Consider the following 12,095-nt stretch of genomic DNA (forward strand, 5'->3'; position numbering starts at 1 on the left):
CGACGGTTTGTTCTCCTGAACCGGTCCAAGGCTTCGGTTTTCAAGCCCGCAGCTCAAAGCAACCCGATGATGAACGTTTCGGGTCGCAAGCTCGCTACCAGCCATTCGGGCGCAGAGCGGCGCGCACCGTGTGAAATTCACCTCGGGCAAAGGCACGAAGCTGCGCCTCCACCTGATCAAAGCTCAGGTTCTGCACCCAATCCGAACGACACTGCCCGGCAAGGGTCACGGCCTGTTCGAACTGAGCCCTTGAAAATACAAAGGAACCGATAAGGGATTTCTGTTCACGGATGAACTGATTGAACGGAACGTCATTACTTGCCGAGGCAAAGCCCATAAATACGCATTTCCCGTTTTTGCGGGTGCAGTGCATCCCCATCTGTCGGGTTTCGGGCGTGCCCACCGTATCGAACACCACATCGAACTCACCGGCAATCTGCGCCGCCGTCGCGTTGGCACCCAAAACCCTGGCCGCTTCCTGGCGATGTTCGGAGATTTCACATACGGAAATCGCCGCGCATTCCTGCTCCACGGCGGCCGCCACCAGCCCCAAGCCAAGGGCGCCGGCGCCGATCACAAGCACAGAATCTGTCGGTTTGGGCTGGGCCCGCTGCCAGGCGTTGATCGAGTTGGCAAAAGGCTCTATGAATGACGCCTGTTCCCAGCTCAGCGCATCGGGCAGCGGCACCAGCGATGCTTGAGGCACAACCACCTGTTGTGCGAAACCGCCCGGCTCCTGAACCCCGATCAGCCGCCATTGATCGCAGAGCTGGCTGAGCGCCTCACGGCAATATTGGCACTGCCCGCACGAGAGCAGAGGAAACACCGTAGCCCGCTCCCCCTGAGCGGTTTTTCCGGAAATGCTATGGCCCATGATATTAGGCAACGGACGTACCCCCGGATTCCCGAGCGCTAGCATTTCGCTGCCGCCGAACCCGGCGATATGAACCGTGATCCGCGCCCGGTCAGCGCGGGCCGCGGGCACTTCAATGTGATCCATCGACAACATGCCCGGTCCGCTAAGCGTGAGTGCTTTCATCCGACTATTCCTCCCTGAATCCTGAATCCCGCACCCTGATCGGCGGGGTTTTACGGCAACACTGCCGCTCACACCGCCAGGCTATCCTTGAGTGATTCGACTTTGCGCTGTAATCCCGGAGCCGTTACTTCCTCGGGTGGCAACGAATCGCCCGCGATCACCTGAACTTTTGACCAGAATCGCTTGGGCCGCTTGGTCAGCGCGTGGCCATCTTTGTGACTGAACAAGCTGCCCCATAGCCCTTCCAGAGCCATCGGTATCACGGGCACCGGCGTCTCCTGAATGATTCGTTCAATACCAGCCTTGAACTCGTCGATCTCTCCGGATTTGGTGAGTTTGCCTTCCGGGAAAATACACACCAGATGCCCTCCCTCCAGTTCCTCTTTGATGCGCCGAAACGCCGTCTCGTAGGTTTCAGGATCCTGCTTCGGCGAGCAGATCGCAATCGTTTTTGCCAGTTTGAAAAAGGACTTCAAGCCGGTCATCTCGGCAATGCTTTTATCCATCACAAACCGAATCGGCCGGTGATGGCAGCCGGCCAGAATCAGGGCATCCACATAACTGACGTGGTTGCATACCAGCACGGCCGCGCCCTCGTCGGGAATTTTCTCAAGGTCGCGATGAGAAACCCGGTACATGGTGTGGCTCAGCATCCATGTGCAGAAGCGAAGGACAAACTCAGGCACCTGATTGTATACATGGGCGGCCACAACGATATTCACCACGCCAAGAATCAGGAAGTACAGCGGCAACGAGATCTTCAGCACGCTCAGTAACAGAATGCTGACCACCGCGCTGGCCACCATCAGAAGCGCATTCAGCATGTTGTTGGCGGCGATGATTTGGGCACGGTTCCTGTCGTCACTGCGGTGCTGAATCAGGGCCTGAAGTGGCACAACGTAGATGCCCCCAAAGGCGCTGATCATGGCGATATCAAACATCAGCCGCCAGTTCTCTTGCGCGCCGATGAAAGCCATGGCACTCATGCCCTCGGTAACCCTCAACTGCTGGCAGGCAAAAAACAGATCAATACCGAACACACTCATTCCGATGGAACCAATCGGAACAATACCCAACTCGATTTTGTGGCCGGACAGCTTTTCACAGAGCAGCGAGCCCAACGCGACCCCGAGGGAAAATAATGTCAGCAGCAGCGTCACAATCTGGGTATTGCCCCCCAGATAATCGCGGGCAAAATTGGGGAACTGGGTCAGGTAACTGGCACCCAGAAACCAGAACCAGCTGATGGCAAGAATCGACAGGTAAACCGACCGGGTTTGCTTCGCCTTCCGGATCGTATGCTTGATCTCCGAGACCGGATTCCAGTTGATCACAAGGCCCGGATCGTTGGCTTTGGCCTGCGGAATAAAACGACTGGAAACATACCCCAGCAGCGCAAGCAACACGAGGCCGGCGGCAATCCAGGATTTCGACTGCTCCAGGCCAAATAAAAGCCCGGCGGCGATCGTTCCGCCCAGAATCGCCAGAAAAGTACCCATCTCCACCAGGGCGTTGCCGCCCACCAGCTCCTCCGCCCTCAAATGCTGGGGCAAAAGAGCAAACTTAACAGGGCCAAATAACGCCGACTGGAGGCCCATCAAGAACAGAAGTGCCAGCAGCATCACGGCGCTGTCCAGAAACAGGGCTGTGGCCGCCAGCCCCATGATGACGACTTCCAACGCCTTGATCAGCCGAATCAGCTGGGACTTCTCGTGTCGGTCGGCAATTTGCCCGGCTATGGGCGAAAACAGAAAGAAGGGCAAAATGAACAAACCGGCTGCGAGGTTGGTATACAGGGCCGACTCTTCCTGAGCAGCCAGTCCGCCGAAGGCGATGAGCAGCAGCAGGACATTCTTGAACAGATTATCGTTAAACGCCCCAAGGGCCTGGGTCGCGAAATACGGCAAAAACCGGCGACTTTTCAGAAGAGCAAACTGGCTTTGTTGTTGTGACATAAACGTCGTCCTTTCAGTCCCTTTTCCATGAAGATAAATAATGCGTGAGCAGTGAATTGATCATGCTGTCTCCGCCAACCGAGGTCTGGGCAAACAGCTTGTCGTCAATGGACAAGGCACAAATGCCATGAACCGCCGCCCAGATAACCCGGGACGCCTCGTGCCGGTCGGCTTCCAGGGAGCCCTCATTCAACTCATAGAGGCACTGCTCAATCATCTCAAACAGGCGCTCAATCCGAGACCACTGCCACTGGGGAAGCTCCTCCCCCTCCTCCATGTGATGCTCAAACAAGGCACGCCACTGATGCGGGCATTGCATGGCAAAAGACAGGTAGGCCTGGGCAAAGCGATGAAGTTTCTCTTCCGCTGACTCGGTATGGTTCATCACATCCACCAGTTGCCTGGCGATGATATCGAGGGTTCGGGCATTCGCTGCCAGAATCAATCTGGAGTAACTGCCAAACAGATTAATGAGCGTTCCGGGTGAGTAGCCCACCATTTTCGCCAGTTTGCGCAGGCTCAACTGGTCTGCCGGCTCGTTCTGCAAGAACTCAAGAACACGGCCCAACACCAGTTCTGTGAGTTCTTCCGGAGTGTGGTCTTTTCTTCTTGCCATTTTGAACACCGTTAAAAATGCTTGACATCAAAAGGCCGCATCAAATCATTATTATGAACACTGTTCAGGATAATACCCTGAATCTAAACAGCGTCCAGCAAAAAGTCCGCTCATTTTGAACACCGTTCAAAAATATTGGCTTTGATAAGGAGATTGCTATGACTTGATGCAGTTTTATTCAGCGCACAGGGACCAAACGCTTCTGCACAATCGCGTTGCTCTGTCTGCTTCCCGCCCTATCCCAGGCTGCCGGATTACCGGTCCCCGGGGGCAGCTCGTCTTCGCTGCAAATGGCCATTCACGAGGTCGGCGTGCAAATTCAGGACTCTTGCGCCGTTACCCGTATTGACCAGACGTTCAGAAATCCCGGCGCTCGGATAACCGATGCCCAGTACCGTTTCCCCCTGCCTGCCCGGGCCTCGGTGGGACAGTTCACCTATTGGGTCGCAGGGCTGCCGATTCACGGAGAGGTTGTTAAAAAGCAAAAAGCGAATGATATCTACCACCAGGAACAACAGCAGGACCGAAAAGTGGCCGTCAGCGCCAAGCGAAGCGGTCAGGCCATTGAATACCGGGTTCCGGTCACCCTTCCAGACGTTGAGCGACGTTGCCCCGAACTGGAAAGAATGCGCGCCTTCGCCCACATACAGCGGCTGCTGGATGAGCAAGAAACCTTTGGCGGCGGGGGCGCGATAGACCCCTGGTGGCTGTTACTGGCTTTGCTGGTATTGATTGGACGTCGTGGGTTCTTTGGGCGAACACCTCGCTTCAATTAAAGCGAGTGCCCCCACCTAATGTTAAGAAGCAAAAACGGGCCTGATCCGAGGCCCGCTTTTCTGGTGTAGCTATGTGAGTCGCTGCCGCGTTGAAGCACCTCAGCCGTGACTGGAAGAGCGCTCACAGAACAGCGCAGGATCCGTGGGGTGATGTCGATTGTTAGGCTTTGAATTCCTGTGCAACCTGCCAATACGCCTTAACCGCGGCGTTAGCCTGTGCCACTTTTTCCAGTTCACGGGCCAACTCGGTTCTCAGGCCAAACGATGCACTGTGTGCACAGGGCCAGACCTTAGCAGACTCCTCAAGGCAAATAATTGCAGCGGCCGTGTTGCCACGTTTGAGCTCTGCCAAACCCAGCCTGGTATATGCCGCATTGTACCCACACTGACGGGGTTCAGGAGAAAGCCAATCGGTGCGTATACGCATACGAGCCACAAGCCCCAGGAGTGACCAGAGCCTTGCCTTCTGAAACAACACCCCGAACAGCGACAACAAAGCATGCAATATCACGCCCGGAAGCATACGAGCCAGGCCGACCTCAAGACGCGGATCGTTCATAAAATCAGGAACTTCTGAATGATCCTGATATTCGATCCAAGCATAAAACTGACGTGCCGCTGCAGTAGCTTCCTTTGTGTCTCTGGGCCCCATCATACTCCCCCATTGCACAACGCCGGGATTTGCGGCGGAGGATCAATACCGGTCATCGAAAAATGACGATTTAGTCGTCCGTCACCCCGATGTCCCAGCGGCATCCAGCGCACGCATGTAAGTTATTTTTAGCTTGCACGACTCAAGCCCGATGGCGGAGGAAGCAGCGCACGAAACGCAATGATTTTGCAATGTTTTACATCGAAGGGAGGCCAGCCCAGGTGCGGATATGGTGACCGTTGCCGGCTATATCGGCTTGAGGCACGTCCGTAGTTTCTATTATGGGTCTGGCCCATGGCAGGCCCCCTTTAGTGTCTAGTGTCGGATTTATGACCGTCCACTAAAGTGGGGAAAGTCCAAATGAGCGCAGCGAATGCACACAAAAGCTGCGGAGGTTGCGCGTCCTGTTGAGCCGCTTGTTATAAGCCATCTGGATCACTCTGTTCTGAGACATGCCTGAACAATTTCTCGATTGCCGGCTGTCCCTCTTTGCCCCTTGGCTCAATCGAAACCCCATTTGGGAAGTCGTCATATACGAAGTTAAGAACCACACCCTCGTATTCAATTTCCCAAATTCGAATGTCAGGGCCGTCTATTTTTTTAATGATCTTAGCTCCAATTTGCGCAACGAACTTTTTGGCGAAAGAAGGAAATGACTCCCAAGAACCAGCCTCAGTCAATTCCAGACTGAAATCACCAGAAGCCATTTTTTGCTTTCTTGGACTAGCGAATCTGATCATCTTGTTTGCTTATAACGCCGTGCTCAGCGGCGGCTTACTTTGTGTGCTTTTTGCACGAAAATAGGAGCGCAGCGACCGTGCAAAAAGTGCACAAAGTAAGACGGCAGCTGCAGCACTTTGTTAGCCCCAGGGCTTCCACCAAGGCTTTTTGGAGGGCTGAAACTCCACCCTTTCAACTTCAGTTCCATTTGGTAAATTTTTGACCTGTTCCTGAATCTGCCCCAGAACCGAAAAATGAACTTCTATATCGGACGGTTCCAGATTGTCAGCTGTGATATCTCCACCTAGAGCAGGCGCCAGCTTAAAGCTATAAACCTGACCATGTTCAAGCAACTTGCCCGCTTGCCTTAAATCTCCGACAGCTTGGACAGCTAAAAACTCCGACACAAATTCTTTGTCAGATAGCTTTTCCTTCAATGCCTCTGGAGAGTCTGCAATATTAGAAACAACTCCATCCGCGACATTTAGAAAATGTACACTGTTGTCGTTTATATCTTGTAGGAAAGCTTCGCCAAACGCCGTAATCAATATTGGAAGCTTTTCATCTCCGATTAGCCACCGCCAGTCAGAAAGGATTTTTTCTCTTTCAAGGTGGGAAAAATTCACAGTTAAATCATTAAGTGTCATGTTCTACTCATAGGGCTAACGCTTTTGTTTAGCGGCGCCCCGACAGGGGCGTCCGGTGGAGGCCGCAGGCCGAAACAAACTACAACCACTTGTTAATGGATTAGCCCCATTAGCACGATCCAGTTTTGTACTCTTTAGGCTTAAGCTCTTTGCTAACGAGCTCTCCAATGAACCCTTTTAATTTGGCTAAATTCGTAGATGCAGTCTCGTACAACATCTTTTTAAAGCTGTCGGGCACATCTTCATCAGCAACTCGAAGGTACCTCCGAAAATCTCCTCCAAGCATAATGAAGCTGGTCGGCTGTTCCTTCCAGAGCTCTCCCGGGAGCCAGCCCGTCACTGAAACAGTGCAATCAATCTCTCTATCGGCATTTTCTTCGAGGTATGAACTCAACCTGACCATCAACCCTGTGCTTTTCTGGGTAAGATTGCCCTGATATTCAACGAGGCGATCATACATTTTCCCAAAGTCGGTTTGGCATGATTTAACGTTGGAGGGAATTCCATATTCTGTTGAGGCACGTTCACACGAGAACGTTTCTGGTACAACCAAGCAAAGATATGCGACGAGAATGTATTCAAATCTCACGATTTACGGTCCTTGCGTCCCATTAACGCTAAGCTAAGCGGCGGCCTGACAAGGCCGTCCGGTGGAGGCCCAATAGGGCCGCAACAAACTTAAGCGACTTGTTATGTGGCTGTCGCGAAGTACGCATATATCGGCACCATCAACCAAAATCCGCCAAAGGCTCCACTCTTAAATGCTCTGCCGTGCTGGGCTTTAAATCGATGCCCTAAATAAGCTGCCAACACCAAAATCAAAGCCGCTGCAAAAACTGTCCAAAACAGGCTGAGCGAAATACAGACGCTAAGTGCGACCATCACGGACGCTGTGCCCAAGGCAAACCATTTGGTTCCGCCAACGTCAGCCCGGCCAACGCAAGCCAACCAAAAAGAACACGCGTAGAGGACAACGGACACAACTGAAAGGGCTAAGAGTTTCATTGGCAATCACACATAACGCTTTTGTTTAGCGGCGCCCTGACAAGGGCGTCCGGTGGAGGCCAACGGCCGAAACGAACTACAACAATTTGTTAGGCTAAGATACTGTTCAAGCTAGCAATTAGCGTAGCAATTCCGGAGCCGAACAAGGGTACTAGCAGCCACAGAGGCATTTTTTGGGCAACGCCGTAGGCAAAAAACGATTCTGTGATTCGATGCCCCCGAATTATCGACCAAGTCAGCAGTATCAAGGTTGGGCCAAGGCAACTCACACCGAAACCGATTCCCATTCCTCGCCAATCATTCCTCTCAAAATATCCCTGAATGTAGAGGAGCAACCCAAGGAATATCCCAATGATGAAAGCCGAATTAGATAAATAAATGGCTGTTTTATGCTTTCTCACCAAAGCCTCGGTCGATATGCCCGACCAAGATCTTGGCAGTCTTCGAGCCATGTAATTACCAACCCAAATGGCGATTACACCGCCGAGCAACCCACTGAAAACTGGTCTGATACTCTCAAGTTCCATACGAGCCTAACGCCTTGGGTAAGCTGCCGGTGCGGAGCGCAGCGTAGTACCGGTCAGCTTCACCCACTTGTTACGTTTTGACTCTCTAGACACGCTTAAACTTTGCACCCAAAACACCTGCTGACTCTAGGCGTTGCTTTACTAGTGCACTCACCACAAGCGCTATGCTAAAGCCCTTGACTCTAAATATGTTGAGGCCGCCACACTTATCCGGGTCAACTACCATCTTAAAGAAGCCTCTGTATTCGCCAGCCTTATCAGGGCGAACAGGATCATTCACCTCAAACTTTTGGAATTCCGATGCTTCTTCGTTAATGCACGCCACCTCATTCGGGATCGCCATAATGAAGAATTCACTATCTGAGCGCTTGCCAATAATGTTCGCCTTCGCGAACTCGACTCCAGTGATGCCAGAGAGAGCTTCTTTGAATCTTTTACTTACTACACAGACGCCGTATGCCTCATTGTGCGTATAGTCCATTTTCGAACCATCGCGGTATAGCTCAATTTCATACTGTCTTTCCGGATCAACCTGCGTTGCCAAAGCCCAATTATCCGTAAAAGCGACATCGCCCAAGTACCATCGGTTCGGAAAATTTATATCGTCAGTTAGCTCGTAGTAACTCAATCTCTTGGCTTCCTACTTGAAACGTAACGCCCGGCACACGCGCCGATTTGGAGCCGCGAAGCGGCGGAAAACTGGTCGCCGTGGTGCCGCTTGTTAGGTTCTTGATGACTATTCATCGAAGTACCATTCCCGCTCGACACAGTTCATGCCTTTATGAGGACCCAAAGGCCATTGGTAATAATGAACCTGACACCCGCCTGGACGACTTAAGTAAATAATCTCCGGACCATTAAATACACCCCAGACTTCGGGGCTAGTTACTTCCACCTCTGGAGGATAGATTCCCGAGGCTTGGTGGATTTCATCTGCCATGGTAATCGCAGCTCTCACACCCGCATCACCACTTGTTTCCCAAGCCAGCGAAAACCACTGAACACCTAAATAAAGGCTGATGGCCGTAATGCTGAGAAATACAGAGAATCTCAAAAGAGCACGCATTTAATAAATGCCTAACGAATGATATGGACTCCCCCTGCTCCTACGGCATCAATGTGCCAGATTGGAGGTGTCATCAATCTCCGGTCAAAACAGGGGGAGTCATCGTGAATGTTACAACCATCGGTATTGACCTGGCTAAGAATGTGTTCAGTATTCATGGCGTCGATTCGCACGGCAAGGTCGTGGTTCGCAAACGACTGAATCGTTCGAAACTCTTGCCACTGATTGCCCAGCTGCCGCCTTGCCTGATCGGTATGGAGGCCTGCTCCGGCGCCCACTACTGGGCTCGGGAGTTCTCCAAGCTCGGTCACGATGCCCGGATCATCGCACCTCGCTTTGTCGCCCCTTACCGCAAGAGTTCCAAGAACGACGACAACGATGCCGAAGCCATCTGTGAAGCGGTCAGTCGTCCCTCCATGCGCTTCGTGCCGGTCAAAACCGCCGAGCAACAGGCCGTGCTGTGTTTGCATCGGATTCGCAGTGGTCTCACCAAGGAGCGCACCGCGCAGATCAATCAGATTCGCGGGTTGCTCGCCGAGTTTGGACTGGTGATGCCCAAGGGGCGTTACTCTGCCCGACACTATCTACCGGAGATCCTGGAGGATGGTGAGAATGGCTTGCCCATGTTAGCCCGACGGTTACTGCACAACATTCACCAACGGATCCGTCAGCTGGATGAAGAGATCCTGGCCTACGATCGCGAGATTGAAGCAATGGCCCGGCGTGATGAGCAGGCCAAACGCTTAATGACGGTGCCAGGTATTGGGCCTCAGACCGCCACGGCCATCCTCGCCAGCGCACCCGATCCCAGGCAATTCAAAAGCGGTCGTCACTTCGCCGCGTGGCTGGGACTAGTCCCGAGACAATACTCGACCGGCGGCAAAGTCCGACTGGGGCGTATCACCAAACGCGGGGACAAATATCTACGGATGCTGCTGATCCACGGCACCCGAGCGGTCATTGCCAAACTGGGTGAGAAAGAGGATCAGCTCAGTCGATGGGCCCGGGACCTTGTCGAGCGACGGGGCTATAAACGTGCGGCGGTCGCCCTGGCGGCCAAGAACGCCCGGATCATCTGGGCCATGATGGCTCATCAAACCGAGTTCAAAGCCCAACAACTGGAGGCTTAACCGAGTACCAACGACAGGCATAACACGCCTGCCAGCCGAGTCTAGCGACGGCAAACGATGACGAAATGGTCAGACCGAGAGCAGGAGAACCTGTTGTGCTTGGTGGCTCTTTGAAGCCGACTAACGAATGAGGTCCTTGCTCACACGCATCATCATCCTGGCCCGAGCCAATGTGCTCACACAGAGGCCGAATGTAGAGCTGCAGTCTTAAACCGTTTCAACATTAAATGGCGTTGCTTGACCGCAGGGGGAGTCCATGTAGCCGAGCACAGCGGCGACCTTGGAGTGGCACCGAAGGAGCCACGTAAAGGGCGTCCGGCGGCCACCGGCCGCGTACTGATGCGAATTGTTAGAGTTTGCCATGTGAGCGATTGCGACGCACCCAGACTACCAAGTCTCTCAGAATGGCGACCGGCATCAAAACTAGAACCGAGAAAGCCAACACATTCATCACAGTGATGACCCTCGGTGAAGCAAATGGAAAATGACGACAGGCTCCGCTCTCCATCGAAAAGGCCTCGAAAAAAGAACAATTGCCGATCATCGCAAGGACTGTGCTCATCGCCACCGACAGCCCGAGGCATGTGCAGATAATCAGAAACAGGACTTTCAGACTTGTCTCTTCTCTTTTCACAAATAGTAACGGCAGGAAACCGACCACTGCGCCTATTGAGATAAAAAGAGCAACTTTCAGATGAGGGTCCATATCACTCTAACGCTGAGCACACCGGTGGCCCGACTGGGCCATCCGGTGCTGTGACTTGTTATATCTTTCTCAGTCCACGTGGGCTGCATATTTTTTGTACTTGACCACAAATTCCCGCGCTTCATCCATAGTTTCTGGATACGGTACAACATCATGATGCCCGCTTCCGACCCGAATTTTCTGGAAGCGGAACCCGTGATCGAATAGAAACCGTATTTTGTCCCACTGTCTCTTGTCTGACCTCTTCGGTGCTTTGAAGTCGCGACCAAAATTATGTGCCGCGCCACCACAATCCGGGCACGTAAGTTTTGCTGGGCACTCTTTTGCTAAGTTGAACTCGCGCTTGAATGATTTGCAGCATGAGAGGCAGGCGAAGGCCATGTTGTAAGGAGTGGGCATAAGGTTCACCTACAGATATAACGCTGAGCGCACCGGCGGCCGCTTTATGGCCGTCCGCGTGCCGTGACTTGTTAAACATCTTTTGGCTTCTCCGGAAGCCTTATTTCTTTGATCTCCAAGTCGCAGCGCTTGCAGAAAAACCGTAGGTTCAGCTCGTAATCTACAAACAAACTGAAGAATCCGTATACCCTGCGTCCAATTCGAAAGAAATGGAAAATTAGCAACACTACGAAAACTGAAATACCGAAAACTACATCGTTACCGCCCGTGACTAACGCAATCAAGAAAGCAATAAATCCCACCGGACCAATCAGTGCGACGCACAGAACGGCAAAACCGAAAGCATCCTCTTTTGCCACTCTGAAACTCATTTTGGTGCTGGCTGGTTTGCCGCAAAAGTTACAGTTGTAGATCATTCAGTATGTTTAACGCCGAGCTTTGCGGCTGACGGGGCGCAGCGCCGGCAGTCCGCAACAGTGACTGGTTATGTGTCCACTATGCACACCACTCTCCCACTGCGTCCGAAGATGAAAACCCGTGCATCATGATGTTTTCGGGCGATTCCCCGAAACCCAAAGCAAACTCATTTTCAGACTCCAGTGTAAGCAGCCAACTATTCCCCATGTGCGCAATGGCTAGCACTTTCGAACTTTTGTACTTCGCAAAATCGTACTCGGGAAAGCAAGCAGAAGTAACAGTAACCGGGATAGGGTCAATTACGTGCTCAAAGAGTACACGCGACACCGCTGCCAGGTGCTCCTCGTAAGTTTTGCCCTCTGGGGTAATCAGTTGCGCCCCTTCAGCTATGGACTGCTCAATCTTCTGGATCGCTTCAGATTTGGTCATAACCGATTGCA

The 12,095-nt window shown here is 52.6% G+C and carries 15 protein-coding genes; 2 read left to right on the forward strand and 13 right to left on the reverse strand.

Translation table 11 applies throughout. From position 1 onward, the window contains the following. Window positions 1-94 precede the first annotated feature (94 nt). The 3 genes from LPB19_RS13415 to LPB19_RS13425 all read right to left on the reverse strand — a co-directional run bounded on the left by LPB19_RS13415 (window position 95) and on the right by LPB19_RS13425 (window position 3,610). A complete protein-coding gene (locus tag LPB19_RS13415) occupies window positions 95-1,039 on the reverse strand; it encodes a zinc-dependent alcohol dehydrogenase (protein ID WP_206643400.1) in 945 nt (314 codons plus the stop codon). A 68-nt stretch (window positions 1,040-1,107) separates the two neighbouring features. After that, entirely contained in the window at window positions 1,108-2,994 is a 1,887-nt protein-coding gene (locus LPB19_RS13420) for an MFS transporter (protein ID WP_206643401.1), read from the reverse strand. A 13-nt stretch (window positions 2,995-3,007) separates the two neighbouring features. Continuing rightward, window positions 3,008-3,610, reverse strand: coding sequence for a TetR/AcrR family transcriptional regulator (locus LPB19_RS13425; RefSeq protein WP_206643402.1), 603 nt, complete (start codon window positions 3,608-3,610; stop codon window positions 3,008-3,010). A gap of 311 nt (window positions 3,611-3,921) precedes the next feature. Here LPB19_RS13425 and LPB19_RS13430 point away from each other — a divergent pair, with 311 nt between their 5' ends. After that, on the forward strand, window positions 3,922-4,386 hold the full coding sequence (locus tag LPB19_RS13430; protein ID WP_206643403.1) for a VIT domain-containing protein: 465 nt from the start codon (window positions 3,922-3,924) through the stop codon (window positions 4,384-4,386). A gap of 160 nt (window positions 4,387-4,546) precedes the next feature. Here the strand turns inward: LPB19_RS13430 and LPB19_RS13435 are convergent, their stop codons facing one another. The 6 genes from LPB19_RS13435 to LPB19_RS13460 form a co-directional block, all read right to left on the reverse strand. Continuing rightward, window positions 4,547-5,041 carry a hypothetical protein gene (locus LPB19_RS13435; RefSeq protein ID WP_206643404.1) on the reverse strand — a complete coding sequence of 165 codons (495 nt, stop codon included), beginning with the start codon at window positions 5,039-5,041 and terminating at the stop codon, window positions 4,547-4,549. Between the two features lie 416 nt (window positions 5,042-5,457). Next, window positions 5,458-5,745 (reverse strand): DUF3630 family protein, encoded by a 288-nt coding sequence (locus tag LPB19_RS13440; RefSeq protein WP_206643405.1) that lies wholly within the window; start codon window positions 5,743-5,745, stop codon window positions 5,458-5,460. Between the two features lie 153 nt (window positions 5,746-5,898). After that, on the reverse strand, window positions 5,899-6,405 hold the full coding sequence (locus tag LPB19_RS13445; RefSeq protein ID WP_206643406.1) for a T6SS immunity protein Tdi1 domain-containing protein: 507 nt from the start codon (window positions 6,403-6,405) through the stop codon (window positions 5,899-5,901). Window positions 6,406-6,514: 109 nt separating this feature from the next. Beyond that, a complete protein-coding gene (locus LPB19_RS13450; protein ID WP_206643407.1) occupies window positions 6,515-6,994 on the reverse strand; it encodes a hypothetical protein in 480 nt (159 codons plus the stop codon). A 1,028-nt stretch (window positions 6,995-8,022) separates the two neighbouring features. Beyond that, the gene (locus LPB19_RS13455; protein WP_206643408.1) at window positions 8,023-8,565 is read right to left on the reverse strand and encodes an imm11 family protein; all 543 of its coding nucleotides are present in this window, start codon (window positions 8,563-8,565) and stop codon (window positions 8,023-8,025) included. Window positions 8,566-8,673: 108 nt separating this feature from the next. Continuing rightward, entirely contained in the window at window positions 8,674-9,003 is a 330-nt protein-coding gene (locus tag LPB19_RS13460; protein ID WP_206643409.1) for a hypothetical protein, read from the reverse strand. Window positions 9,004-9,107: 104 nt separating this feature from the next. On the opposite strand from LPB19_RS13460, the gene LPB19_RS13465 reads away from it, so the two are divergent. Further along, window positions 9,108-10,133, forward strand: coding sequence for an IS110 family RNA-guided transposase (locus tag LPB19_RS13465; protein WP_206643410.1), 1,026 nt, complete (start codon window positions 9,108-9,110; stop codon window positions 10,131-10,133). A 349-nt stretch (window positions 10,134-10,482) separates the two neighbouring features. Here LPB19_RS13465 and LPB19_RS13470 read toward each other — a convergent pair whose 3' ends face one another. The 4 genes from LPB19_RS13470 to LPB19_RS13485 all read right to left on the reverse strand — a co-directional run bounded on the left by LPB19_RS13470 (window position 10,483) and on the right by LPB19_RS13485 (window position 12,084). Continuing rightward, window positions 10,483-10,839: a hypothetical protein gene (locus LPB19_RS13470; RefSeq protein WP_206643411.1), complete on the reverse strand. Its 357-nt coding sequence runs from the start codon at window positions 10,837-10,839 to the stop codon at window positions 10,483-10,485. Window positions 10,840-10,908: 69 nt separating this feature from the next. Next, the gene (locus LPB19_RS13475; RefSeq protein WP_206643412.1) at window positions 10,909-11,238 is read right to left on the reverse strand and encodes a hypothetical protein; all 330 of its coding nucleotides are present in this window, start codon (window positions 11,236-11,238) and stop codon (window positions 10,909-10,911) included. A 71-nt stretch (window positions 11,239-11,309) separates the two neighbouring features. Then, window positions 11,310-11,597: a hypothetical protein gene (locus tag LPB19_RS13480; RefSeq protein ID WP_206643413.1), complete on the reverse strand. Its 288-nt coding sequence runs from the start codon at window positions 11,595-11,597 to the stop codon at window positions 11,310-11,312. 136 nt (window positions 11,598-11,733) lie between these two features. Then, complete coding sequence (locus LPB19_RS13485; RefSeq protein ID WP_206643414.1) at window positions 11,734-12,084, reverse strand: hypothetical protein; 351 nt, start codon at window positions 12,082-12,084, stop codon at window positions 11,734-11,736. Window positions 12,085-12,095: the final 11 nt, after the last annotated feature.

This window comes from Marinobacter salinisoli (assembly GCF_017301335.1).
GTDB lineage: Bacteria > Pseudomonadota > Gammaproteobacteria > Pseudomonadales > Oleiphilaceae > Marinobacter > Marinobacter salinisoli.